We start from the raw sequence: 21,366 nt of genomic DNA, 5'->3' as shown, positions 1-21,366 counted from the left end.
CCTTCAAGCAGTTTTCGGGGTCAGACGTTCCAGCAGTGCTTCAAGGTTGTTGAAACGCTCTTCCGGGCGTTCCATGGGCACCATGAACTTGAACTGCGTGGCTCCTTCGAATTTATAGCGATTGGGCTGGCCCTGGATCAGCTTGATCAGGGTCAGCGGATCTACTGGAGTATCGGCGGCGAATTCGATTCGTCCACCCTGCGGCCCGGCGTCGATTTTCTTGATGCCCAGTTGCTCGGCCTGCAATTTGAGCAGGGTCAGGCGCACCAGGTTCTTGGTCGGTTCCGGTAACAGGCCGAAGCGGTCGATCATCTCCACCTGCAGATCCTTGAGACCCTCTTCATCCGCCGCGTTGGCGATGCGCTTGTAAAGAATCAGCCGCGTATGCACATCCGGCAGGTAGGCTTCGGGAATCAGCGCCGGCAGGCGCAGGTTGATTTCCGGACCGCCGCCCAGCGGCTTGTCGAGGTTCGGCTGTTCACCCTTGCGGATGGCCTTGACCGCGCGCTCGAGCATTTCCATATACAGGGTGAAACCCACCGCCTGGATCTGCCCGCTCTGACCGTCGCCCAGCAGTTCACCGGCGCCACGGATTTCCAGGTCGTTGGTGGCCAGCACGAAGCCGGCGCCGAGGTCCTGGGTATTGGCAATCGCTTCCAGACGCTTTTCAGCATCGGTGGTGATCTGCTTGCGTGGTGGCGTCAGCAGGTAAGCGTAGGCCTGGTGGTGACTGCGCCCGACCCGGCCGCGCAACTGGTGCAACTGGGCCAGACCGAACTTGTCGGCACGCTCGATGATGATGGTGTTGGCGCTCGGCACGTCGATGCCGGTCTCGATGATGGTCGAGGCGATCAGCACGTTGAAGCGCTTGTGATAGAAGTCGCTCATCACCTGTTCGAGGTCACGCTCGCGCATCTGCCCGTGCCCGATGCCGATCCGGGCCTCGGGCACCAGTTCGGCGAGGTCGGCGGCGCATTTCTCGATGGTCTTGACGTCGTTGTGCAGGTAGTAGACCTGGCCGCCGCGCAACAGCTCGCGCAGCAGGGCTTCCTTGACCGTGCTCTTGTTCTGCTCCATGACGAAGGTGCGCACCGACAGGCGCCGGGCTGGCGGCGTGGCGATGATTGACAGGTCGCGCATGCCCGACACTGCCATGTTCAGCGTGCGCGGAATTGGCGTGGCGGTCAGGGTGAGAATGTCGACTTCGCTGCGCAGGGCCTTGAGCTGTTCTTTCTGGCGCACACCGAAGCGGTGTTCTTCGTCGATGATCACCAGGCCCAGGTTCTTGATCTTGACATCGTCCTGCAACAGCTTGTGGGTACCGATGACGATATCGATCTTGCCTTCGGCCAGGTCGGCCACGGCCGCGTTGACCTCTTTGGTCGACTTGAAGCGGCTCATCACTTCCACGGTCACCGGCCAGTCGGCGAAGCGGTCGCGGAAGCTGTTGTAATGCTGCTGGGCGAGCAGGGTGGTGGGCACCAGGATCGCCACCTGACGGCCACCGTGCACGGCAATGAATGCGGCGCGCATGGCCACTTCGGTCTTGCCGAAGCCAACGTCGCCGCAGACCAGGCGATCCATGGGCTTGGGTGCGAGCATGTCGGCGCGCACGGCATCGATGGCGGTCTGCTGGTCCGGGGTCTCTTCAAAGGCGAAACCGGCGCTGAACGTGGCGTAGTCCAGGGTCGGGTCGGCAAAGGCATAGCCTTCCCGGGCGGCACGACGGGCATAGATATCCAACAGCTCGGCGGCGACGTCGCGGACCTGTTCGGCGGCCTTGCGCTTGGCCTTCTGCCAGGTCTCGGAGCCCAGGCGATGCAGCGGCGCCAGTTCGTCGTCGCTGCCGGTGTAGCGGGCGATCAGGTGCAGGCTGGACACCGGCACGTAGAGCTTGGCTTCGTCGGCGTAGGCCAGAGCGAGGAACTCGGCGACCTGGTTGTCCACTTCCAGGGTGATCAGGCCCAGGTAACGGCCGACACCGTGGTCGATATGCACCACCGGCGCGCCTTCGCGCAGCTCGGTAAGGTTTTTGATCACCGCGTCGTTGTTGCCGCCGTCGCTGCGTTTCTCCCGGCGGCGACGCTGCATGACGCGCTGGCCGAACAGCGGGCTCTCGGCAATCAACGCCAGGGCCGGGTCTTCCAGCACCAGGCCTTCGTCCAGCGGTGCGATGGTGATCGACAGGCGTTCCTTGCTGCTGACGAAATCCTGCCAGCCGTCGACGGTCTTGGGTCGCAATTTCAGGCGTTCAAGCAGTTCCAGCAGTACTTCCCGGCGACCGGCGGATTCGGCCGTGAACAGGATGCGGCCGGGGAACTGGTCGAGAAAGTTCGACAACGCCGCCAACGGTTGCGTGGCCTTGGCCTCGATGGCCAATTCCGGCAATGGCTGCGCCGGGAAGCGCTCGCGGCCGCCGCCCGCTTCGACGTCCTGCTGGCTGGCGACGACGCGCGGCCAGTTTTTCAGTCGGGCGAAGCAGTCTTCCACCGGCAGGAACAGCTCATTGGGCGGCAGCAGCGGGCGTTCCGGGTCGTAGCGGCGCTCTTCGTAGCGGTTGCGCACGTCGTTCCAGAAGTTCTCGGCAGCCTGCTCGATGCCCGGCAGGGAGAACACCTGGGTGTCCTGGGGCAGGTAGTCGAACAGGGTCGCGGTGTCTTCGAAGAACAACGGCAGGTAGTACTCGATACCGGCCGGGGTGATGCCGCTGCTCAGGTCCTGGAAGATCGGGCTGCGGCGGAAGTCCACGTCGAAGCGCTCGCGGAAACGCGCCTTGAAGCGCGTGACTTCTTCCTTCTGCAGCGGGAACTCCCGGGCCGGGAGCAGGCGCACGGAGTCGACCTTGTCCACGGAGCGCTGGTTTTCCGGGTCGAAGGTGCGCAGGGTTTCGATTTCGTCATCGAACAGGTCGATGCGGTAGGGCAGCTTGCTGCCCATGGGAAACAGATCGATCAGCGCACCGCGGACGGTGAACTCGCCGTGCTCGTAGACCGTGTCGACGTAGCGGTAGCCACTGGCTTCCAGGCGCGTACGCATGGCCTCGACATCCAGCTTCTGGCCCACATCCAGGACCAGGCTGGTGCCCAGCAGGAACTTGGTCGGGGCCAGGCGATGCAGGGCCGTGGTGATCGGCACTACCAATACGCCATGTTCCAGCTCCGGCAGCCGGTACAGGCTGGCGATGCGTTGGGAAATGATGTCCTGGTGCGGCGAGAACAAGTCGTAGGGCAGGGTTTCCCAGTCCGGAAAATGCAGGACCGGCAATGTCGGGGCGAAGAACCTCAGCTCCTGTTCCAGGCGCTCGGCGCTCTGGCTGTCGGCTGTCAGGAGCAGGGTAAAACGCTTGGCGGCGCTGGCAGCCTCGGCAATGGCCAGGCTGAGGGCGGCACCGGGCAGGTTGCCCCAGTGTTGTTTGCCTGCGGCGGCAGGAAGAAGCGGTAGACGCAGAACGGGCACGGAAGATAAAGCTCCAGGCGTTGCGACAGGGGCCGCGATTGTACCGGTGGAAGGTCAGGGCTGTCAGTCAGCCTGAAACTTTACGCTGTTTTCAGAATGTTTGTGTGGGCGAAAAGCAGCGGATCTTATGAAGGACAGCGCTGTCACAAGGGGGTGAAAATTATGTAGTGCCGTCAGATCTGATAGCCGTGCATTGCTCATAAACAAAGGCGCGGTCATAATGTAGCCCCTTTTTTCAGCCCCTACATGTGGAAGGTTCCCGTGACTCAGAAGCCCGACCAGTGTCTTGGTGAGTGGATTGATCGTGAAGCGCTCGCCGAAGCGATGATTCCTCTTATTGGACAGCTCTACCGCAATAACAATGTGGTGAGTTCGATCTACGGCCGTAGCCTGATCAACCGTTCAGTGATCGCGATTCTCAAAGCCCACCGCTTTGCCCGTCATCGCCAGTCCGATGCGAGTGAGTTGTCCGTCCACGAGACTTTCCCGCTCATCAAAGCGATGAGCGAGCTCAAGCTGGGTGCCGCTTCGGTGGACCTGGGCAAGCTGGCCGTGAAGTTCAAGTCCGAAGGCAATGGCCGCAGCGCCGAGCAGTTCGTCCGTGACGAACTGGCCGATGTAGTTGGCCAGCAGAACGCCAATGCCCGTAAAGGCACTGACGTTGTGCTTTACGGTTTCGGCCGTATCGGTCGCCTGCTGGCGCGTATCCTGATCGAGAAGACCGGTGGCGGCGACGGCCTGCGACTGCGTGCCATCGTCGTGCGCAAGGGCGCCGAGAACGATCTGGTCAAGCGTGCCAGCCTGCTGCGTCGTGATTCGGTGCACGGTCCGTTCGATGGCACCATCACCATCGACGAAGCCAACAACACCATCACCGCCAACGGCAACCTGATCCAGGTGATCTACGCGAAGAACCCGACCGAGGTGGATTACACCCAGTACGGCATCAGCAATGCTCTGCTGGTGGACAACACCGGTGTCTGGCGTGATGCCGACGGCCTCGGCCAGCACCTGGCCTGCCCAGGCGTCGACCGCGTAGTCCTGACCGCGCCGGGCAAGGGCAAGCTGAAGAACATCGTCCACGGTATCAACCATGGCGAAATCACTGCCGATGACAAGATCATCTCGGCAGCGTCCTGCACCACCAACGCCATCGTGCCGGTGCTCAAGGCAATCAACGACAAGTACGGCATCGTCAACGGTCACGTTGAAACGGTTCACTCGTACACCAACGACCAGAACCTGATCGACAACTTCCACAAGGGCGATCGCCGTGGCCGCAGCGCTGCGCTGAACATGGTTATCACCGAGACCGGTGCTGCCACTGCCGCCGCCAAGGCCCTGCCTGAGCTGGCCGGCAAGCTGACCGGCAACGCAATCCGCGTGCCGACGCCCAACGTGTCCATGGCCATCCTCAACCTGTACCTGGAAAAGAACACGACCCGCGAGGACGTGAACGAGTACCTGCGTCACACTGCGCTGTACTCCGACCTGCACAAGCAGATCGACTTCGTCAGCTCTCAGGAAGTGGTATCCACTGACTTCGTCGGCTCGCGTCACGCCGGTGTGGTCGATGCCGAAGCCACCATCGCCAACGATAACCGTGTTGTCCTGTACGTCTGGTACGACAACGAATTCGGTTACAGCTGCCAGGTGGTCCGCGTGATGGAAGATATGGCGGGCGTTAATCCACCAGCCTTTCCACGGTAAAAGCAGCGGCTGGCTTCGAGCTGCGGGCTGCAAGATGAAATGAAAACGCCCCGACTGTTGCCAGTCGGGGCGTTTTTTTTGCTGCGAAGTAGCCTTGTGGGAGCGAGGCTTGCCCGCGAAGAGGCCGGTACATCCAACACATAATCCGGCCCTGAAATACCGCCTTCGCGGGCAAGCCTCGCTCCCACAGGCAAAATGAACCGCTCATAAAAATGCCCCGACTGTCACCAGTCGGGGCATTTTTGTGTGGCTGGAGCTGAATCAGCCAGCAGCGACAGCGTTTTGTGCCGCCTTGTGTGCCTGGCCGCCCTTGCGGAACAGGACCAGGGTGGCGATCAGGCCGAGGATGGCGGCGCCACTGAGCCAGATGCCCGGTGCTGCCTTGTTGTCCAGGACGTGGATCAGATAGGTACAGGCCGCCGGAGTGAAGCCGCCGAAGGTTGCGGTCGCCAGGCTGTAGGCCAGGGAGAAGCCGGTGGTGCGGACTTCAATCGGCATGATTTCGGTCAGGGAAACCACCATCGCACCGTTGTACGAACCGTACAGGAACGACAGCCACAGCTCGACGATCAGCAGGTTGGCGAAGCTTGGGTTGGACGTCAGCCAGGACAGCGCCGGGTAGGCGGTGATGATGGCAAGGATGGTCGCGGCCAGCAGCAGCGGCTTGCGGCCGATCTTGTCGGACACGGCGCCCATTACCGGCAGCCAGATGAAGTTGGAAATACCGACGCATACGGTTACCAGCAGGCTGTCCAGGTCAGACAGGTGCAGTTCGTTCTTGCCGAAGGTCGGGGTGTAGGCAGTGATCAGGTAGAAGGACACAGTGGTCATGACCACCAGCGCCATGCCGGCGATGACCAGGCCGAAGTTCTGACCGATGGACTTCATCACTTCGCCCATGGTTGGGCGATGCTTGGCGGCGCGGGCTTCGAACTCGGGGGTTTCTTCCAGGGAGCGACGGATAACGAAGATCGCCGGAACGATCATGCAACCGATCAGGAACGGCACGCGCCAGCCCCAATCACCCATTTCCGCCGGGCTGAGCCAGTGGTTCAGGCCAACACCGAGCAGACCTGCGAAGACCACGGCAGCCTGTTGGCTAGCCGATTGCCAGCTGACGAAAAAGCCTTTGCGGCCCGGTGTGGAGATTTCTGCCAGGTAGACCGAAACACCACCCAGTTCGACACCGGCGGAGAAGCCTTGCAGCAGGCGGCCGACCAGGACCAGGATCGGTGCCGCAACGCCGAGCGTTGCATAGCCGGGGACGCAGGCAATCAGCACCGTACCCATGGCCATCATGGCCAGGGTAACGACCAGACCTTGTTTGCGGCCGTGGCGGTCGATGTAGGCGCCGAGGAAGATGGCACCCAGTGGGCGCATCAGGAAGCCGGCACCGAAGGTCGCCAGGGACAGCATCAGGGATGCGAATTCGCTATCGGCAGGGAAGAAGGTCTTGGCAATGGCCGTGGCGTAAAAGCCGTAGACCATGAAGTCAAACATTTCAAGGAAGTTGCCGCTGACAACGCGAAATATCGCCTTGCCTTTGCCCGTATTCGAGGCCATTTTTATTTACTCACTCAGGCTGTATCGATAGGTGCCGTCATCGTTTCAGCACGCACTGAAACGGCGCCAGCCCCTGTGGAATCCGTTGTATTTATGTTCCTGATTTGGCTCGGCCAAGGCTCCCTGCCTGCGCACAAGACATAGATGTAACAATATGTGTAATAGTGGCTAAAGACAACCATTACTGGTCGGATTTGGCCGTTATGTCGCCCCTTGCCTGAGTGGCGTGCTTGGTTATTACAGGGGTTGAAATACGCTTTCTTGAAGGCTGGGTGGTCAATTGCAGGATTTTTGGCGATTTGTGCCGATAAGCGTTCTATGATTCGCCGCAACCGGCTTTTCGACCGATGGCACGTCACAGACCGCGTGGTAAACAGTGGCTTGTGACACGACCAAGGGTTAATGTTCGGCGCTTTGGCGCAGGTTTAGACTGCGCCTCGAAATTTCGATCCTTCATGTCGCTGGCCGCGACATGATTTAGCCAGAGCTGCCAGAGTGGCGCCTCGGCCTGTTCTAAAGGAGTACGCATGGCTGTCTACAACTACGACGTAGTGGTATTGGGTTCCGGCCCTGCCGGTGAAGGTGCGGCAATGAACGCCGCGAAGGCGGGACGCAAGGTTGCCATGGTCGACAGCCGTCGCCAGGTCGGCGGCAACTGCACCCACCTTGGTACCATTCCTTCCAAGGCATTGCGTCATTCGGTCAAGCAAATCATCCAGTTCAACACCAACCCGATGTTCCGGGCCATTGGCGAGCCGCGCTGGTTCTCGTTCCCCGATGTATTGAAAAGCGCCGAGGAAGTCATCTCCAAGCAGGTGACTTCGCGCACGGCCTACTACGCCCGCAACCGGGTCGATGTGTTCTTCGGTGTCGGCAGCTTCGGCGACGAGCGCACCATCAATGTGGTCTGCGGCAACGGTGTGATGGAAAAACTGGTGGCGAACCAGATCATCATCGCCACCGGCTCGCGCCCGTATCGCCCTGCCGATATCGACTTTACCCACAAGCGAATCTACGACAGCGACACCATCCTCAGCCTCAACCACACCCCGCGCAAACTGATCATCTACGGCGCGGGCGTCATCGGTTGCGAATATGCGTCGATCTTCAGCGGCCTGGGGGTGATGGTTGAACTGGTGGACAACCGCGAGCAGCTGTTGAGCTTCCTGGACTCGGAAATTTCCCAGGCCCTGAGTTATCACTTCAGTAACAACAACGTCATGGTTCGCCATAACGAAGAGTACGAGCGTGTCGAAGGCCTGGAAAACGGTGTGATCCTGCACCTCAAATCCGGCAAGAAGATCAAGGCGGACGCCTTGCTCTGGTGCAACGGCCGAACTGGCAACACCGACAAACTGGGTCTGGAAAACGTCGGCCTCAAGGCCAATGGTCGCGGTCAGATGGAAGTCGATGAAACCTACAGCACCAGCGTGCCGGGTATTTATGGCGCAGGCGATGTGATCGGCTGGCCGAGCCTGGCCAGTGCTGCCTACGACCAGGGTCGTTCGGCGGCGGGTAGCGTGGTCGACAACGGCAGCTGGCGTTTCGTGAACGACGTGCCGACCGGGATCTACACCATTCCCGAGATCAGCTCGATTGGTCAGAATGAACACGAACTGACCCAGGCCAAGGTGCCTTACGAAGTGGGCAAGGCCTTCTTCAAAGGCATGGCGCGGGCGCAGATTTCCGGGGAACGGGTCGGCATGCTGAAGATCCTGTTCCACCGCGAAACCCTGCAAGTGCTGGGCGTTCATTGCTTCGGTGACCAGGCGTCGGAGATTGTTCACATCGGCCAGGCCATCATGAACCAGCCGGGCGAGGCCAACTCGCTGAAGTACTTCGTCAACACCACGTTCAACTACCCGACCATGGCCGAAGCCTATCGGGTAGCTGCTTACGACGGCCTCAACCGGCTTTTTTAAGCGGCTCCGGCCGGTGGCCTGAGCCGGCCGGGGAGACCGATTTCAGCGATTCCCGAGGGTGGAAGTGGCCAAACCGGGAAAGTCTGTAATCAGGCTGTCTACGCCGAAGTCGGCGAGCCTGCGCATCAGCGCGGGCTCGTTGACTGTCCATACCGACACATGCAGGCCCTGATTCTGTGCTTTCTTCAAGCGCTCCGGGGTGCACAGCGTCCAGTTCAACGCCAGAATCTCGCAACCGTAGTTCTGCGCAACTTTCAGCGGGTCCAGCCAGGCATATTCCGCCACCAGGCCACGGGAGATATCCGGGGTCAGCTCCTGGGCGGCGCGTAGCACTTCCCGCGAGCTCGAAGTGATGGTTACCTTGTCCAGCAAACCATGGCGCTGAACCATTTCGCGGATGGCCAGGACGGTGGTGGCGGCACGGGTGCGCGAGGCGCTTTTGACTTCCAGCTGCCAGTGCTCGAAATCGCACTTTTCGAACAGCTCTTCCAGGCGCGGAATCGGGCAGCTGTTGACCCAGCCCGGCCCGCCTTTGCGTGCGTCATAGGTCACCAGATCGGCGCCCAGGTGCTCGACCACCTTGCCACGGCGGTCGGTGGTGCGCTTGAGGGTCGGGTCGTGGATCACCATCAGCTCGCCGTCGCGAGACAGGTGCAGGTCCAGCTCGCAACGTCGTACGCCGTGCTTGAGACACTCCTGAAAGCTAGTGAGGGTGTTTTCGGGGGCTTCGCCTTTGGCGCCGCGGTGGCCGTAGATAAGGGTCACATTTACTCCTGGAGGCGGTGAGGCGCCGGTTGTGCACAATCTGGTCGATTCAATCGGGTTGCGGTTTTTCTTTTTCCAGTGCCTCGCGGCGCGCCTGGGCCTGGCGTTGCAGAATATGCCGGGCGAGCAGTTGGCGCTGGGTGTCGGGCAGGTCGATGAAATCGGTGCCGACATCAAAGCCGCCATCAGGTCTGCGCGAGCAGCGAATGACCTTGGCCTGCACCATCAGGCCCGACGCCTGGGGCATGAGCACCATCTTGAGCGACAGCAGGCCATCGACCGGCAACAGGACCGGCGAGCGAAACTGCAGGCCGCCTTCGGAAATGATCACCGGCTGCGGTGCACCGATATGGCCCATGATGGTCTGCGCCATGACTTTGCTGAGCAGGTCGATACGCTTGCTCAGGGCCTTGAGGAAGCTGTTCATGACCCTGTCGCGCTCATCCAGCTGACGCAGCAGGTGCTGGGATTCGAACTCGCTGATGTGCAATTCGCTGAGCAGATCAAACATGATCGAACGGCTCTGCACCTGGCTCGGATCCTGTGCTTCTTCATCCGTCAGCAGGTGAATTTCCAGTGCGACACTATCCTCGATACGGTAGTATTCGCGGCGTTCTTCTTCATCTAATGTCGACATGGTGAACCCATGGTGGCGGCGGTGGTCAGAGTGTTTTGAGTTTAAAGCGCTACGATTGGACCTGCTACAAGGACTTTCCCATTCCCTCGAACAAGCCACCACATGTTCAGACCTCTTTTTGTATTCATTGGCACGCGTTATACCCGTGCAAAACGCCGTAACCATTTCGTATCTTTCATTTCCTTGACTTCCATGATCGGCCTCGCCCTCGGTGTAGTGGTGATGATAGTCGTGTTATCGGTCATGAATGGTTTCGATCATGAAATGCGTACCCGCGTCCTGGGCATGGTGCCCCACGCCACCATCGAGGCCGGCGAGCCGATCAACGACTGGCAGGCCTTGGCCGCCAAGATCAAGCAGACCCCACAGGTCGAGGCGATCGCGCCTTTCACCCAGATGCAGGGTTTGCTGACCAACAATGGCAAGGTGCAGAAGATCCTCCTTAATGCCATCGACCCTGTGCAGGAGCGTAAAGTTTCGATCATCGATAACTTCATGCAGCAGGGGAAGCTCGATGACCTGGCCCCCGGCGAGTTCGGCGTAGTCCTGGGCGACAAGGCCGCGAACAAGCTGGGCGTGGTGCTGGGCGACAAGGTGACCTTCGTCGCGCCGGAAGTCACCGTCACACCGGGCGGGATGTTCCCGCGCATGAAGCGCTTTACCGTGGTCGGTATCTTCCATGTCGGCGCCGGTGAGCTGGATGGTTACCTGGGCATCACCAACCTCAGCGACCTGGCCCTGATGAAGCGCTGGAAGCCGGACCAGGTTCAGGGCGTGCGCCTGAAATTCCAGAACCTGTTCGATGCGCCACGGGTTTCCTGGGAAATCGCCCAGCGCCTGGGCGAGCACAATTACTACGCCCGTGACTGGACCCGCACCCACGGCAACCTGTACCAGGCCATCGGCATGGAGAAATCCATGATCGGCCTGTTGCTGCTGCTGATCGTGGCCGTAGCGGCGTTCAACATCATTTCGACCCTGGTCATGGTGGTCAACGACAAGAAGGGCGATATCGCCATCCTGCGCACCCTGGGCTCGACGCCGGGTCAGATCATGGCAATTTTCATGGTGCAGGGCACAGTGATTGGCGTGGTCGGCACCCTGATCGGCGCGGTCATCGGCATCTTTGCCGCCCTTAATGTCAGCGCGGCGATTGCCCTGCTGGAAAAGGCCATCGGCCACAAGTTTCTCAATGCGGACGTGTACTTCATCGACTATCTGCCGTCGCAACTGATGGCCCAGGACGTGTTGATGGTTTGTGGCGCCGCCTTGATCCTGAGTTTCCTCGCCACCCTGTACCCCGCCTGGCGTGCGGCGCGCACCCAGCCGGCAGAGGCGTTACGTTATGAGTGAGTCGGGCATGAGTGATAAAGCAGTTCTGAGTTGCCGCAACCTGGGCAAATCCTATGAGGAAGGCCCGGAGTCAGTAGTGGTGTTGTCCGGCCTGCAGCTGGAACTGCATCCAGGCGAGCGCGTGGCGATTGTCGGCAGTTCGGGCTCGGGTAAAAGTACTTTGCTCAACCTGCTCGGCGGCCTCGACACGCCGTCCCAGGGCAGCGTCTGGCTGGCCGGCGAAGAACTTTCGGCCCTGGGCGAAAAAGCCCGTGGCCTGCTGCGCAACCGCGCGCTGGGCTTCGTCTACCAGTTCCACCATTTGTTGCCTGAGTTCACCGCCCTGGAAAACGTGTGCATGCCGCTGTTGATCGGCCGCACGGCGATCCCTGAGGCGCGCAAGCGGGCCACGGCCCTGCTGGAGCGGGTTGGCCTCGGTCATCGCCTGGCGCACAAGCCATCGGAGCTGTCCGGTGGTGAGCGTCAGCGCGTGGCGATCGCCCGGGCGCTGGTCAACCAGCCGGGGCTGGTGATGCTCGACGAGCCTACGGGTAACCTCGACCACCATACCGCCCAGGGCATTCAGGACTTGATGCTTGAGCTGAGCACGTCCTCGCGCACGGCGTTTCTGGTGGTGACCCACGATATGAACCTGGCCACGCAGATGGATCGCGTGTTGCGTCTGGAAGACGGGCGTCTGGTCGCGGCCTGATTGCCTTTGCCCGGCGTGCTATCCGCGCCGGGGCTGTCCTTTTTTTCACGGTGCTTTTTTCACGGGCTTCACGAATGTTCAGACCGTTAGCGATATTCATTGGTACGCGCTACACCCGCGCCAAGCGTCGCAATCACTTTATTTCGTTCATTTCGATGACCTCGATGATCGGCCTGGCACTGGGTGTGCTGGCGATGATCGTGGTGTTGTCGGTGATGAACGGTTTCCAGCAGGAAATGAGTTCGCGAATCCTCGGCATGGTGCCCCACGCGGTCATCGCCGGTGTCAAGCCGGTCGACGACTGGAAACCGGTAGCCGCTGCGGCCATGAAGAACCCGGAAGTGACGGCGGCGGTGCCCTTCACCGAGATGGACGGCATGCTCTCCTACAAGGGCGCGATGCAGCCGATTCAGATCAATGGCATCGACCCGGCCCTGGAAAGCCAAGTGTCCATCGTCACCCAGCACATCGTCCAGGGCCGCCTGCAGGACTTGCGTCCCGGCGAGTTCGGCGTGGTGCTGGGGGAAATCACCGCGCGGCGTTTCCGCCTCAATGTCGGCGACAAGCTGACCCTGATCGTGCCCGAGTTGAGCGCTGCACCCGGCGGTATCACCCCGCGCCTGCAACGCCTGACCGTGGTCGGGATCTTCCGGGTCGGCGCCGAGCTGGATGGCTCCATGGGCCTGGTCAACGTCGCCGATGCCGCCGAAATCCAGCACTGGCAGGCCAATCAGGTGCAGGGCGTGCGTCTGGCGCTGAAAGACCTGTACGCCGCGCCTCAGGTGTCGTCAGCCATCGCCACGGGGCTGGGCGCCGATTATCGTGCCGATGACTGGACCCACACCCAGGGCAGCCTGTTCAGTGCGATGAAAATGGAAAAAACCATGATCGGCCTGCTGTTGCTCATGATTGTCGCGGTGGCGGCGTTCAATATCATCGCAACGCTGATTATGGTGGTGAACGACAAGGGCGCGGATATCGCCATCCTGCGCACCATCGGCGCCACGCCTCGGCAGATCATGACCATCTTCATGGTGCAGGGCACGGTGATCGGTGTGATCGGCACCTTGATCGGTGGCATTCTCGGGGTAATTGCGGCAATCAACGTCAGTGCGATGGTGGCCTGGGTCGAGCGAGTCAGCGGCCAGCACATCTTTACCTCTGATGTGTACTTCATCAGCAACCTGCCGTCGGACCTGCAAACCGGCGACGTGGTACTGATCTGCAGCGCCGGCTTTATCCTCAGCTTCCTCGCCACGCTTTATCCGGCCTGGCGTGCTGCGCAGATCGAGCCGGCGCACGCACTGCGCTACGAGTAATCACGCGGCGGTTTTGCTCAGGCAGGAAGCTCGATCAGGAAGCGCGTAGTGCCCACCGCGGACTCGCAGCGAATGCTGCCGCCGTGGGCACGAATGATCGACTGAGTAATCGCCAGGCCCAGACCGGCATGTTCAGTGCCTTCCTGGCGCGCCGGATCGGCCCGATAAAAGCGGTCGAACAGGCGCGGCAGGATCTCCGGTGCGATGGTCGAGCCGTCGTTGCTGATGCTCAACTCCACCCCTTTGGCCGTCTGCGCCATCTTCATTGTCACCGAACCTCCCGACGGGGTGAAGCGCAGGGCGTTATCCAGCAGATTGGATAGCGCCCGGCGCAGCATGGTGCGGTCGCCCTGCAACGTAGCCTGTCCCTCTCTTAGCAACTGAACTTGAGCCTCTTCGGCCAGCGGCGCGAAAAACTCCAGCAAGGCATCGGCTTCGTCTGCCAGGTGCAGGCTCTGCCGCGCCGGGGTGAGCAGGCCGTGATCGGCCTTGGCCAGATAGAGCATGTCATTGACCATCTGCGCCATGCCTTGCAGCTCTTCCAGATTGCCCAGCAGCGCCTCGCGATAATCCTCCACGGCCCGTGGCCGGGTCAGAATCACCTGGGTGTGGGTCAGCAGATTCGACAGCGGCGTACGCAGCTCATGGGCGATATCGGCGGAAAACGCCGAGAGCCGCTGAAAGGCATCGTCCAGGCGGGCCAGCATGGCGTTAAAGGCCTGGGTCAGTTCGGCGAGTTCACTGGGCATTTCGTTATCGGGCAGGCGCGTGGTCAAGGAGCTGGCCGAGACACTGGCGGCAATCTCACTCATCTGCCGCAACGGCCGCAGGGCGCTACGGGTCGCCCAGACCCCGAGCAGGGCGGTGGCCAGTGCCGACAGGCCGACGGTCAGCCAGATCAACTGCTGCATGCGTTGCAGGAAGTGCTGGTGATGGGTGATATCCAGCAGCAGCGTCAGTTGCGGGGAGTCGGCCGCGTCCGCTTGCAGGGGCACGTTATAGGTGCGGTAGGCCACCTCGGCGCTCATGAACGTATGCAGGCCGGAGTGGCTGGACAGGCTGCGCGGCGGGTTGGAAGAGCTATCGAACCATAGCGTGCCATCGGCGCCATTGACCCGCAGGGCCAGGTCCGGCTGGCGGCTGAGTTCGTGCTCTATGCGTGGTTGGCGCTGGGCGAAGTCCGCTGCGGTATGCACGTCTTGCAGCAGCGGACGCAGGATTGCCAGCTTGCTGTCGAGCAGTTGCTGATCGAGTTCGATGAAATGGGCTTCGCTGGCCTGATTGAACAGTACCCCGGCCAGCAGCGAGACCACCGCAGTAGCGGCGGCGAACAGCAGGGCCAGGCGGCTACCGAGGGACAGGCGGGCGATCATGCCGGGCGTTCTTCGAGGACATAACCCATGCCGCGTACGGTGTGGATCAGTTTGTTGCTGAAATCGTCATCGATCTTCAGGCGCAGGCGGCGGATCGCCACTTCGATCACATTGGTGTCGCTGTCGAAATTCATGTCCCACACTTGTGAGGCAATAAGAGACTTGGGCAGCACCTCACCCTGACGGCGCAGCAACAGCTCCAGCAGGTTGAACTCCTTGGCGGTCAGGTCGATGCGCTTGCCGCTGCGTTCGACACGCCTGCGCAACAGATCCAGGCGCAGGTCGGCCAGTTGCAGGCTGGTTTCCTGCGGGGCGCTGCTGCCCCGGCGCAACAGGCTGCGGACCCTGGCCAGCAGTTCCGAAAAGGCAAACGGCTTGACCAGGTAGTCGTCGGCGCCCAGTTCCAGGCCGCGAACCCGGTCTTCCACGGCATCCCGGGCGGTCAGGAACAGCACCGGTGTGTCCAGCCCAGCGCTGCGCACAGCCTGAAGAATCTGCCAGCCGTCGCGCCCGGGCAGCATGACATCGAGAATCAGCAGGGCATAGTCGCCGGTCAGGGCCATGTGCTGGCCGGTGATGCCGTCGCTGGCCAGTTCGGTGCTGAAACCGGCTTCACTCAGGCCCTGATGCAGGTAGTGGCCGGTCTTGGCTTGATCTTCGACGATCAGTAATTTCATGGATGACTCGTGGCTGGTCGCAATGGGGCTTTATACGCGGACAGCGCAGGCAAGGCGTCAAGCTGACAAAGTTGTAATCTCGCCGTCAGGTGACTGCCAGTCCCCGGCTATTAATCTCAGGCCATGATTGTCGCTCATTTGGAGAAAAACCATGAGATTGCTTGCATGCGCCATGTTGGTCGCTGGGTTGTTGTCTGTCAGCCTGCCGTCCCTGGCTTCATCAGCCACTGGCTTTGCGTTCGGCCATGCCGCGCCGGCCAGCCAGGCCACCCGTACCATCGAGCTGACCCTGGGCGACATGTATTTCGAACCCAAGGCGGTTGAGGTCAAGGCGGGCGAGACCGTGCGTTTCGTATTGGTCAACAAGGGGCAGTTGTTGCATGAGTTCAACCTGGGTGACGCGGCGATGCACGCCCATCACCAACAGGAAATGCTCAAGATGGTGCAAAGCGGCATGTTGACGCCCACCGGTATGCAGCACATGGATAGCGGGCATGGCGATATGCCCGGTATGAAACATGACGACCCCAATAGCGTATTTGTCGAGCCGGGCAAGACCGCCGAGCTGACCTGGACCTTCGCCAAGGCCGCCAATCTTGAGTTCGCCTGCAATATTCCGGGGCATTATCAGGCGGGGATGGTCGGGCGGCTGACAATTGATGACTAGAAGGCTATAAACTGCGCGGTCTATTTCGTTGCAATCCAGGTCCCGTATGCATCCCGCAGCCGAACACTCGCCGCTGGGCAAATCCAGTGAATACATCGCCACTTACACGCCGTCCCTGCTGTTCCCCATTGCGCGCGCCGCGAAATGGGCTGAACTGGGCCTGACGGCGCAGACCCTGCCGTATCAGGGTGTCGATTTCTGGAACTGCTATGAGCTGTCCTGGCTGCTGCCGTCGGGCAAGCCGGTGGTGGCTATCGGTGAGTTCAGCATCCCGGCAGACTCGCCGAATATCATCGAGTCCAAGTCCTTCAAGCTGTACCTCAACTCCTTGAACCAGACGGTGTTTGCCGATCGCGCGGCCTTGCAGGCGACGCTGGAGGCGGACCTGTCCGCCGCCGCAGCCAAGCCAGTGAGCGTGCGGATTCGCGACCTGGCCGATATCGAGGCTGAGGGCGTGGCGGCAATGCCGGGTGCCTGTATCGATGAACTGGATATTCAGGTCAGCAGCTATGATCGGCCGCAGCCTGAGCTGTTGCGCTGTGATGACTCACGGATTGTCGAAGAAAGCCTGCACAGTCACCTGCTCAAATCCAACTGCCCGGTGACCAGTCAGCCAGATTGGGGCAGTGTGGCGGTGGAGTACCGCGGCGCGGTATTGGATCACGCCAGCCTCCTGGCCTATATCGTCAGCTTCCGCCAGCACTCGGATTTTCATGAGCAGTGTGTGGAGCGGATCTTTCTCGACCTGCAACGTCTGCTCAAACCGGAGAAACTGACGGTGTATGCGCGCTACGTGCGCCGTGGCGGGCTAGATATCAACCCCTATCGCAGCACCGAAGCGCTGGTGGTGGATAACCGCCGGTTGGCGCGGCAGTAAGCACTGACAGAGGTGTGTTCGTTGGAGCGAGGCTTGCCCGCGAAGGCCTTGGTGCGGTGTTTCAGGTTTGCTTCGCGGGCAAGCGTCGCTCCCACAGATGCGGCCTAGACGCCGATATTGCCCAGAGTCATCACGATATTGCGCAAGGCGCCGGCGATGGCCGGGTGTTCTACCTCAAGGCGTTCGATGACCAGATTGACTTGATCGACCAGGTTGGACTCCTTGGTGGCCGCTTCCAGTTCGATTTCCGATTTGATCTGAGCCATCAGGGTCAGCAGGTTTTGGCGTTCTTCTTCGGAAAGTGGCGGATTTTGATCCAGTTGCTCGCTTAAAGCGTTGAGTTGGTCTTGTAGTTCGCGGGCAGACATGCGGTGCTCCTTCAATGATCAGTCAATCCATGGACCTTGGCCTGAGGCGAAAAGTCCATACAGGGGTTAAGACTAATCCACTCCGGGGGCGAGCGCATGATGTTGATCAGCAATCAGGGCTTTTCGCCCTTGCTGCGGCGCAGGGCGATATCGCTCAGGCAGTATTCCAGTTCGCCCAGGTGATCGATCACCGAGTGCACACCGAGCTTGTACAGCTGCACCGTAGCCTGGCCGCGCAGGTGTTCGCGTTCACTCTGGGGCAGGGCCTGCCACCGCTCCGGCGACAGCCCGCACAAGGGCCCGCAGGACGCCAGGCCAATGGTCCAGAGACCGGCGTTGAGCCCTGATTGCAGCAGGCGTGGGTCACCGCTGATGAGCACGCAGCCATCCAGTTGCGCCACCTTGAGTTCAATCAGCGCCTGCCAGCAGGCATCCGGCGCGGGCCAAGGGTTGCGGGCCGGGGGGGCGGCCTTGATCCAGATCGGCAAAGGTGCGGCCAAGGTTTGGGTTACCGACTCAGGCAGCTCATCCAGCCAGGCGCAGGGAATCTGCTGGCGGCTCAAACCTTGCAACGCATTCAACGCGCCGGGTGTGGCTTCGGCCTGGGATTGCAGCTCCCGGGGCGGTTGCCCGGGTGTTGCTTTGATAATCTGCCGTGCTGCCTGTGCGCCAAAGTCGACCAGGCAACCGCTCAGGCCGAAAAGCAGCGCGGTGAAAGCGGGCAGGGGAGCGGCGGCAGGTGCGAGCATGGTCATCTCTTGGAAAAAAATACCTCTGCACGCTACGGGACCTGGATGACAGTGGCGTGACCACGGCAAGTCAGATATTTAAACGCGGTTTGTTCAATTGACAGGCTTGAGCTTGCGCTAGTCTGCCTAATTACTCGCAGAAGGCTTTATACTTCGCGGCAACTTGAAGGGGCATGGCGCTCGCTTCGTACTGATAACTAGGAGTGTCGGCTATGCCCTTGACCGGTGCAGGCTTTTTCAATCGTCTTGCGCAACTGAGCTTTTGCGCAGCAGTAGCGCTGGTTCCCCTGGCCGCCCAGGCTGCAGACGAAGATCCATGGGAAGGCGCCAACCGCCTGATCTTCCGCTTCAACGACACCGTCGACACCTACGCCCTGAAACCCATTGCCCAGGGCTACCAGTACATCACCCCGCAATTCGTGGAGGACAGCGTACACAACTTCTTCCAGAACATCGGCGATGTAAAAAACCTCGCCAACAACGTCCTGCAGGGCAAGCCGGCGGCGGCTGGTGTTGATACTGCACGCCTGATTTTCAACACCACTTTCGGTCTGCTGGGCTTTATCGACGTGGGCACCAAGATGGGCCTGCAGCGCAGTGACGAAGACTTCGGCCAGACCCTGGGTCGCTGGGGCGTGCCGAGCGGTCCTTACGTAGTATTGCCGCTGCTGGGCCCAAGCACCGTGCGTGACGCGGTTGCCAAGTACCCGGACAGCTACACCGGTCCGTACCCGTACATGAACGACATGTCGGCCCGCAACACGATGTTCGGCATCAATTTGGTGGATACTCGTGCCAGCCTGCTGTCGGCTGAGCGCCTGATCACCGGCGACAAATACATCTTCATCCGCAATGCCTATTTGCAGAACCGTGAGTTCAAGGTTCAGGACGGCAACGTCAAAGACGATTTCTGAGTCGTGATGGCATAAAAAAGGCGACCCGAGGGTCGCCTTTTTTTGTCAGAAATTGTGAACCCGTTCCGCTTTCCCTCACTTCATGGCGAGAATATTCAGGCCCAGTTTCTGTGCACCTGCGCCGTCGTCAGTGAGCCAGACGACTTCAGTATCGGCTTCCAGACCACGTAATGCCGGGTGGTCGGAGTCGATACGCACGCTGACCTTGTCGCCGACCTTGAACGCCTTGGGCGCCTGAACCTGCATGCCCGAGCTCGATAGATCAATGCATACGGCAGGAATGATCTGGCCTGCATACAGCAGGTTGATGTCGGCATCAACGCGCATACGGATGTAATCTCGTTTTTCTTCGTAGTTGCGATCATTGGAGCTCATGATGCGTCCTTCACTTTTCATTGCTGATTTATGGGTTCTTATAACTCCCGGCGATTTGCGATGTAAAGACACAGGGCTAGGGTAGCCGCATGCTTGAAACGCCCGGCGGATGGGAGTACCGTCTGCGCCTTGAAGGGCACCTCTGAAACTTCGACGCAATGGGATCCAAAGTACGATCCCCGAAGTGACCGAGAGGCTAGAAGCGAATCCAGTAGACGGTCGGCCGTCTACGCCAACCTACTCTGGCGCCGTTTGCCCACATGCAAAAAACCAGTGCCACGCTACTGATAATCGATGACGACGAAGTGGTGCGCGCGAGTCTCGCCGCCTATTTGGAAGACAGTGGCTTCGACGTCCTGCAGGCCAGCAACGGCATCCAGGGCGTACAGATATTCACGCAGGAAAAGCCGGATCTAGTGATCTGCGACCTGCGCATGCCGCAAATGGGCGGGCTTGAGCTGATTCGTCAGGTGACTGAAATCGCCCCGGAAACGCCGGTTATCGTCGTTTCCGGTGCCGGTGTCATGAACGATGCGGTCGAAGCCTTGCGCCTGGGTGCTGCCGATTACCTGATCAAACCCCTGGAAGACCTCGCAGTGCTCGAGCACTCGGTTCGTCGGGCGTTGGATCGTGCGCGCTTGCTGGTCGAGAACCAGCAGTACCGCAAAAAGCTGGAAACGGCCAACCGTGAGCTGGAAGCCAGCCTGCACCTGTTGCAGGAAGACCAGGACGCCGGTCGTCAGGTGCAGATGAACATGCTGCCGACCAGCCCGTGGAGCATCGACGAGTTTCAGTTCGCCCACGAGATCATTCCGTCGCTGTATTTGTCCGGCGATTTCGTCGACTACTTCCGTGTAGACGAACGCCGCGTGGCTTTCTATCTGGCGGACGTGTCCGGGCATGGTGCTTCTTCAGCGTTCATTACCGTGCTGTTGAAGTTCATGACCACGCGCCTGCTGTTTGAATCCAGGCGCGGGGGCACCTTGCCGGAGTTCCAGCCTTCAGAAGTGCTGGGGCATATCAACCGTGGCCTGATCAGCTGCAAGCTGGGCAAGCATGTGACCATGGTCGGTGGGGTCATTGACGAGGAAAGCGGCAAGTTGACCTATGCGGTTGGCGGCCATTTGCCACTACCGGTTCTGTACACTCCGGGTGAATCCCGTTACCTTGAAGGCCGTGGCCTGCCGGTGGGGCTGTTCAACGAAGCGACTTACCAGGATCATGTACTGGACTTGCCTGAGTCCTTTAGTCTGACATTACTCTCAGATGGCATTCTGGATCTTTTGCCCGGTGATACACTCAAAGAGAAAGAAGCCATTTTGCCTGAACTGGTGAAAACGGCGGGCGGCAGCCTGGATGGTCTGCGTGAGATTTTTGGATTGGCCACGCTAGGGGAGATGCCGGATGATATCGCCTTGTTAGTGTTGAGCAGGAACCTTTAATGAGTACCGGTAGAATCCAGTTTGCCGAGCAGGAAGGCACCTTTGTCCTGAAGTTCGTGGGTGAAGTACGTCTGACACTGTGCTCGGCTTTGGATGCGACTATCGAGCGAATCTTCACCGCGTTGAATTTTTCGACCGTGGTGATCGATTTGACCGAAACCCGCAGCATTGACAGCACAACCCTTGGCCTGCTGGCCAAGCTCTCCATTTTGTCTCGTCAGAAGGTCGGGCTGCTGCCCACCGTTGTCACCACCCACGAAGACATCACGCGACTGTTGCAGTCCATGGGCTTCGATCAGGTGTTCAACATCGTCGATCGACCGATCCCGCGCCCAGAGTGCCTGACGGACCTGCCGTCCCAGGACCAGTGCGAAGACGTGGTCAAGGCCAAGGTACTGGAAGCGCATAAAATCCTCATGGGCCTGAACGACTCCAATCGTGAGGCGTTTCATGATCTGGTCAATGCTCTGGAAGGGCAGCGCTAGAACAGCTCTGCGCGTTACCTGTA

General features: G+C 60.2%; 19 protein-coding genes. 10 read left to right on the top strand and 9 right to left on the bottom strand.

The features are described from left to right. Positions 1-3: 3 nt before the first annotated feature. Positions 4-3,456: a transcription-repair coupling factor gene (gene mfd / locus M2401_RS05790; protein ID WP_259100624.1), complete on the bottom strand. Its 3,453-nt coding sequence runs from the start codon at positions 3,454-3,456 to the stop codon at positions 4-6. A gap of 246 nt (positions 3,457-3,702) precedes the next feature. Here mfd and M2401_RS05785 point away from each other — a divergent pair, with 246 nt between their 5' ends. Further along, a complete protein-coding gene (locus tag M2401_RS05785) occupies positions 3,703-5,166 on the top strand; it encodes a glyceraldehyde-3-phosphate dehydrogenase (RefSeq protein ID WP_259100623.1) in 1,464 nt (487 codons plus the stop codon). 261 nt (positions 5,167-5,427) lie between these two features. On the opposite strand, the gene M2401_RS05780 is transcribed toward M2401_RS05785, so the two are convergent. Further along, positions 5,428-6,729, bottom strand: coding sequence for an MFS transporter (locus M2401_RS05780; RefSeq protein ID WP_259100622.1), 1,302 nt, complete (start codon positions 6,727-6,729; stop codon positions 5,428-5,430). Between the two features lie 527 nt (positions 6,730-7,256). Between M2401_RS05780 and sthA the strand changes: the two genes are divergently transcribed. After that, positions 7,257-8,651, top strand: a complete 1,395-nt coding sequence (gene sthA / locus M2401_RS05775) for a Si-specific NAD(P)(+) transhydrogenase (protein ID WP_259100621.1) — start codon at positions 7,257-7,259, stop codon at positions 8,649-8,651. Positions 8,652-8,693: 42 nt separating this feature from the next. Here sthA and M2401_RS05770 read toward each other — a convergent pair whose 3' ends face one another. Beyond that, on the bottom strand, positions 8,694-9,416 hold the full coding sequence (locus tag M2401_RS05770; protein WP_259100620.1) for a glycerophosphodiester phosphodiesterase: 723 nt from the start codon (positions 9,414-9,416) through the stop codon (positions 8,694-8,696). Positions 9,417-9,465: 49 nt separating this feature from the next. Continuing rightward, positions 9,466-10,053, bottom strand: coding sequence for a PilZ domain-containing protein (locus M2401_RS05765; RefSeq protein ID WP_259100619.1), 588 nt, complete (start codon positions 10,051-10,053; stop codon positions 9,466-9,468). Positions 10,054-10,155: 102 nt separating this feature from the next. Here M2401_RS05765 and M2401_RS05760 point away from each other — a divergent pair, with 102 nt between their 5' ends. The 3 genes from M2401_RS05760 to M2401_RS05750 all read left to right on the top strand — a co-directional run bounded on the left by M2401_RS05760 (position 10,156) and on the right by M2401_RS05750 (position 13,416). Next, on the top strand, positions 10,156-11,406 hold the full coding sequence (locus M2401_RS05760; protein WP_259100618.1) for a lipoprotein-releasing ABC transporter permease subunit: 1,251 nt from the start codon (positions 10,156-10,158) through the stop codon (positions 11,404-11,406). 7 nt (positions 11,407-11,413) lie between these two features. Then, positions 11,414-12,097, top strand: a complete 684-nt coding sequence (lolD, locus tag M2401_RS05755) for a lipoprotein-releasing ABC transporter ATP-binding protein LolD (RefSeq protein ID WP_259100617.1) — start codon at positions 11,414-11,416, stop codon at positions 12,095-12,097. Between the two features lie 74 nt (positions 12,098-12,171). Beyond that, positions 12,172-13,416 (top strand): lipoprotein-releasing ABC transporter permease subunit, encoded by a 1,245-nt coding sequence (locus M2401_RS05750; protein WP_259100616.1) that lies wholly within the window; start codon positions 12,172-12,174, stop codon positions 13,414-13,416. A 17-nt stretch (positions 13,417-13,433) separates the two neighbouring features. On the opposite strand, the gene M2401_RS05745 is transcribed toward M2401_RS05750, so the two are convergent. Both M2401_RS05745 and M2401_RS05740 read right to left on the bottom strand, forming a co-directional pair. Beyond that, positions 13,434-14,786, bottom strand: a complete 1,353-nt coding sequence (locus M2401_RS05745) for a heavy metal sensor histidine kinase (RefSeq protein WP_310504113.1) — start codon at positions 14,784-14,786, stop codon at positions 13,434-13,436. Then, positions 14,786-15,466: a heavy metal response regulator transcription factor gene (locus tag M2401_RS05740; protein WP_259100614.1), complete on the bottom strand. Its 681-nt coding sequence runs from the start codon at positions 15,464-15,466 to the stop codon at positions 14,786-14,788. Before M2401_RS05740 ends, M2401_RS05745 begins: the two co-directional genes overlap by 1 nt. Positions 15,467-15,617: 151 nt before the next feature. Here M2401_RS05740 and M2401_RS05735 point away from each other — a divergent pair, with 151 nt between their 5' ends. Together M2401_RS05735 and queF are read left to right on the top strand one after the other, a co-directional pair. Beyond that, on the top strand, positions 15,618-16,133 hold the full coding sequence (locus M2401_RS05735; RefSeq protein ID WP_259100613.1) for a cupredoxin family protein: 516 nt from the start codon (positions 15,618-15,620) through the stop codon (positions 16,131-16,133). Between the two features lie 46 nt (positions 16,134-16,179). Further along, positions 16,180-17,010, top strand: coding sequence for an NADPH-dependent 7-cyano-7-deazaguanine reductase QueF (gene queF / locus M2401_RS05730; RefSeq protein WP_259100612.1), 831 nt, complete (start codon positions 16,180-16,182; stop codon positions 17,008-17,010). 104 nt (positions 17,011-17,114) lie between these two features. Here the strand turns inward: queF and M2401_RS05725 are convergent, their stop codons facing one another. After that, positions 17,115-17,378, bottom strand: coding sequence for a DUF4404 family protein (locus M2401_RS05725; RefSeq protein WP_259100611.1), 264 nt, complete (start codon positions 17,376-17,378; stop codon positions 17,115-17,117). 113 nt (positions 17,379-17,491) lie between these two features. Then, positions 17,492-18,127, bottom strand: a complete 636-nt coding sequence (locus M2401_RS05720) for an HAD family phosphatase (protein ID WP_259100609.1) — start codon at positions 18,125-18,127, stop codon at positions 17,492-17,494. A gap of 212 nt (positions 18,128-18,339) precedes the next feature. Between M2401_RS05720 and M2401_RS05715 the strand changes: the two genes are divergently transcribed. After that, a complete protein-coding gene (locus M2401_RS05715) occupies positions 18,340-19,041 on the top strand; it encodes a VacJ family lipoprotein (RefSeq protein ID WP_259100607.1) in 702 nt (233 codons plus the stop codon). A gap of 75 nt (positions 19,042-19,116) precedes the next feature. On the opposite strand, the gene M2401_RS05710 is transcribed toward M2401_RS05715, so the two are convergent. Further along, positions 19,117-19,416 carry a PilZ domain-containing protein gene (locus tag M2401_RS05710; RefSeq protein ID WP_259100605.1) on the bottom strand — a complete coding sequence of 100 codons (300 nt, stop codon included), beginning with the start codon at positions 19,414-19,416 and terminating at the stop codon, positions 19,117-19,119. A 260-nt stretch (positions 19,417-19,676) separates the two neighbouring features. Here M2401_RS05710 and rssB point away from each other — a divergent pair, with 260 nt between their 5' ends. After that, positions 19,677-20,858 carry a two-component system response regulator RssB gene (rssB, locus tag M2401_RS05705; RefSeq protein WP_259100603.1) on the top strand — a complete coding sequence of 394 codons (1,182 nt, stop codon included), beginning with the start codon at positions 19,677-19,679 and terminating at the stop codon, positions 20,856-20,858. Beyond that, positions 20,858-21,343, top strand: coding sequence for an anti-sigma factor antagonist RssC (gene rssC, locus M2401_RS05700; RefSeq protein ID WP_259100600.1), 486 nt, complete (start codon positions 20,858-20,860; stop codon positions 21,341-21,343). The genes rssB and rssC overlap by 1 nt, the downstream gene beginning before the upstream one ends. The last annotated feature ends 23 nt before the right edge of the window (positions 21,344-21,366 follow it).

The organism is Pseudomonas sp. JUb42, assembly GCF_024807945.1.
In the GTDB taxonomy this organism is placed as follows: domain Bacteria; phylum Pseudomonadota; class Gammaproteobacteria; order Pseudomonadales; family Pseudomonadaceae; genus Aquipseudomonas.
Note: the sequence above shows the minus strand (reverse complement) of the source record. Positions and strands in the feature narration are given on the sequence as shown.

Excerpts from the sequence above, each read along its gene's own strand:
- M2401_RS05735 (WP_259100613.1), top strand. The coding sequence starts at position 15,618 with ATGAGATTGCTTGCATGCGCCATGTTGGTCGCTGGGTTGTTGTCTGTC.
- M2401_RS05720 (WP_259100609.1), bottom strand. The coding sequence starts at position 18,127 with ATGCTCGCACCTGCCGCCGCTCCCCTGCCCGCTTTCACCGCGCTGCTT.
- M2401_RS05785 (WP_259100623.1), top strand. The coding sequence starts at position 3,703 with ATGTGGAAGGTTCCCGTGACTCAGAAGCCCGACCAGTGTCTTGGTGAG.
- M2401_RS05725 (WP_259100611.1), bottom strand. The coding sequence starts at position 17,378 with ATGTCTGCCCGCGAACTACAAGACCAACTCAACGCTTTAAGCGAGCAA.
- sthA (WP_259100621.1), top strand. The coding sequence starts at position 7,257 with ATGGCTGTCTACAACTACGACGTAGTGGTATTGGGTTCCGGCCCTGCC.
- M2401_RS05780 (WP_259100622.1), bottom strand. The coding sequence starts at position 6,729 with ATGGCCTCGAATACGGGCAAAGGCAAGGCGATATTTCGCGTTGTCAGC.
- rssC (WP_259100600.1), top strand. The coding sequence starts at position 20,858 with ATGAGTACCGGTAGAATCCAGTTTGCCGAGCAGGAAGGCACCTTTGTC.
- M2401_RS05715 (WP_259100607.1), top strand. The coding sequence starts at position 18,340 with ATGCCCTTGACCGGTGCAGGCTTTTTCAATCGTCTTGCGCAACTGAGC.
- queF (WP_259100612.1), top strand. The coding sequence starts at position 16,180 with ATGCATCCCGCAGCCGAACACTCGCCGCTGGGCAAATCCAGTGAATAC.
- rssB (WP_259100603.1), top strand. The coding sequence starts at position 19,677 with ATGCAAAAAACCAGTGCCACGCTACTGATAATCGATGACGACGAAGTG.
- M2401_RS05765 (WP_259100619.1), bottom strand. The coding sequence starts at position 10,053 with ATGTCGACATTAGATGAAGAAGAACGCCGCGAATACTACCGTATCGAG.
- M2401_RS05760 (WP_259100618.1), top strand. The coding sequence starts at position 10,156 with ATGTTCAGACCTCTTTTTGTATTCATTGGCACGCGTTATACCCGTGCA.
- M2401_RS05750 (WP_259100616.1), top strand. The coding sequence starts at position 12,172 with ATGTTCAGACCGTTAGCGATATTCATTGGTACGCGCTACACCCGCGCC.
- M2401_RS05740 (WP_259100614.1), bottom strand. The coding sequence starts at position 15,466 with ATGAAATTACTGATCGTCGAAGATCAAGCCAAGACCGGCCACTACCTG.
- lolD (WP_259100617.1), top strand. The coding sequence starts at position 11,414 with ATGAGTGATAAAGCAGTTCTGAGTTGCCGCAACCTGGGCAAATCCTAT.
- M2401_RS05710 (WP_259100605.1), bottom strand. The coding sequence starts at position 19,416 with ATGAGCTCCAATGATCGCAACTACGAAGAAAAACGAGATTACATCCGT.